1 protein-coding gene is annotated in these 1,514 nt (G+C 39.4%); it reads right to left on the reverse strand.

The annotated features are described in order from the left end of the window. Positions 1–64: 64 nt before the first annotated feature. On the reverse strand, positions 65–1,423 hold the full coding sequence (locus tag ACFFIX_RS27710; protein ID WP_378939883.1) for an IS1182 family transposase: 1,359 nt from the start codon (positions 1,421–1,423) through the stop codon (positions 65–67). Between the last annotated feature and the right edge of the window lie 91 nt (positions 1,424–1,514).

Here is a 1,514-nt window from a genome sequence, read left to right on the forward strand (position 1 = left end):
TTTTGATTTTTTTATTGGATTTGAAGCAATTATAGAGAATAGTAGACCTCTCCGAGATCATCATTTAGGCCATTTTTGGACCTTGCCAAGTCCAGTTGGCCATTTTCTTTAAATTCATGGCAGCGAAAGTAAGCATCGCCTGCATCGACAATTTTTTAAGTCCCCTTAACGTTGTCCAACGCATACCATGCTTTTCTTTTGCATCTGCGAATACACGCTCAATCGTTTCTTTGCGTTTCGCATAAATTGGTTTTACATCTTGATGATGGCGAAGATGGTCTGCTTCTTCCAAGTATTCTTGCCAAATATGACGTGTCACCACTTTTTGATGATCTTTACTTTCGGTACATTGCGCTAAAAAAGGACACGTCGCGCAAATGTGTTTCGGTGATTTATACTCACGATACCCCTCTTTATTCGTTGTCGAATAGTTCAAGATTTCACCTGCGGGGCAAAGGTAACAGTCAAAGTATTCATCGTAAACATATTCATGTTTTCGGAAGAATCCTTCTTTCGTACGCGGTCGTGTGTATGGTAAGGCAGGTGTAATTTCATTTTCAAATAAGTAATTAGTAATCGCAGGCGTTTTATAAGCTGCATCTGCGGCAACAGCTTCAGGTTTTCCAACTTTTTCAATCACTTTTTCAACTAATGGCTCTAAGATATGACTGTCGTGTGTGTTACCTGGTGTTACAATCGTGCCAAGGACAAACCCGTTACGGTCTGAGGCCGCATGGAATGAATAGGCAAACTGTTTTGTGCGTTCGTCTTTAACGTAGTAACCACTCTCTGGATCGGTTGTGCTTTCTTTGATTTCTTTCGATTCTTCTTTATCGAATTTTTCTGGTGGGAACGGCTTTTTTTCGTGGTCTTCACGGTCTTGATTAATCTCTTCTTGAAGGCGTTCTTGATAAGCACGTGTTTCTTTGCGAACGACCTTCTTTTCGAATTTTCGCTTATTGGCACTCGCTTTCACATGTGTAGAATCAACGAAAACGTGCTCTGCACTAACTAACTTTTTCTCGGTGGCTGTCTTTAATATACGATAGAAGATATGTTCAAAAAGATCTGTATCTTTAAAGCGACGCTCGTAGTTTTTCCCGAACGTTGAGAAGTGAGGCACTTTATCATGGAAGCCGTACCCTAAGAACCAACGATAGGCCATGTTTGTTTCGATTTCTTCAATCGTCTTACGCATCGAGCGAATACCAAAGGCATATTGAATGAATGTAAGTTTAATCAAGATAACCGGATCAATACTTGGGCGACCTACTTCTGAATACATATCTTTCACCAAGTCATAAATAAAAGAGAAATCAATCGCCGACTCAATTTTACGAACCAAATGGTTCTCTGGCACAAGTTGATCTAAAGCGATCATTTCTATTTGATCTCGTTGAATGGAATTATGTTTCGAGAGCATCATTCATCACCTCAAGATTTTTATTACTTCTATTTTAATACAAAAAAGACTGTAGGCAAACTCGATAAAATCGAGTTTGTCTACAGTCTGA

The organism is Metabacillus herbersteinensis (assembly GCF_042433335.1).
Lineage (GTDB): Bacteria > Bacillota > Bacilli > Bacillales > Bacillaceae > Metabacillus > Metabacillus herbersteinensis.

Coding starts and splice junctions, on each gene's coding strand:
- ACFFIX_RS27710 (WP_378939883.1), bottom strand. CDS start 1,423: ATGCTCTCGAAACATAATTCCATTCAACGAGATCAAATAGAAATGATC.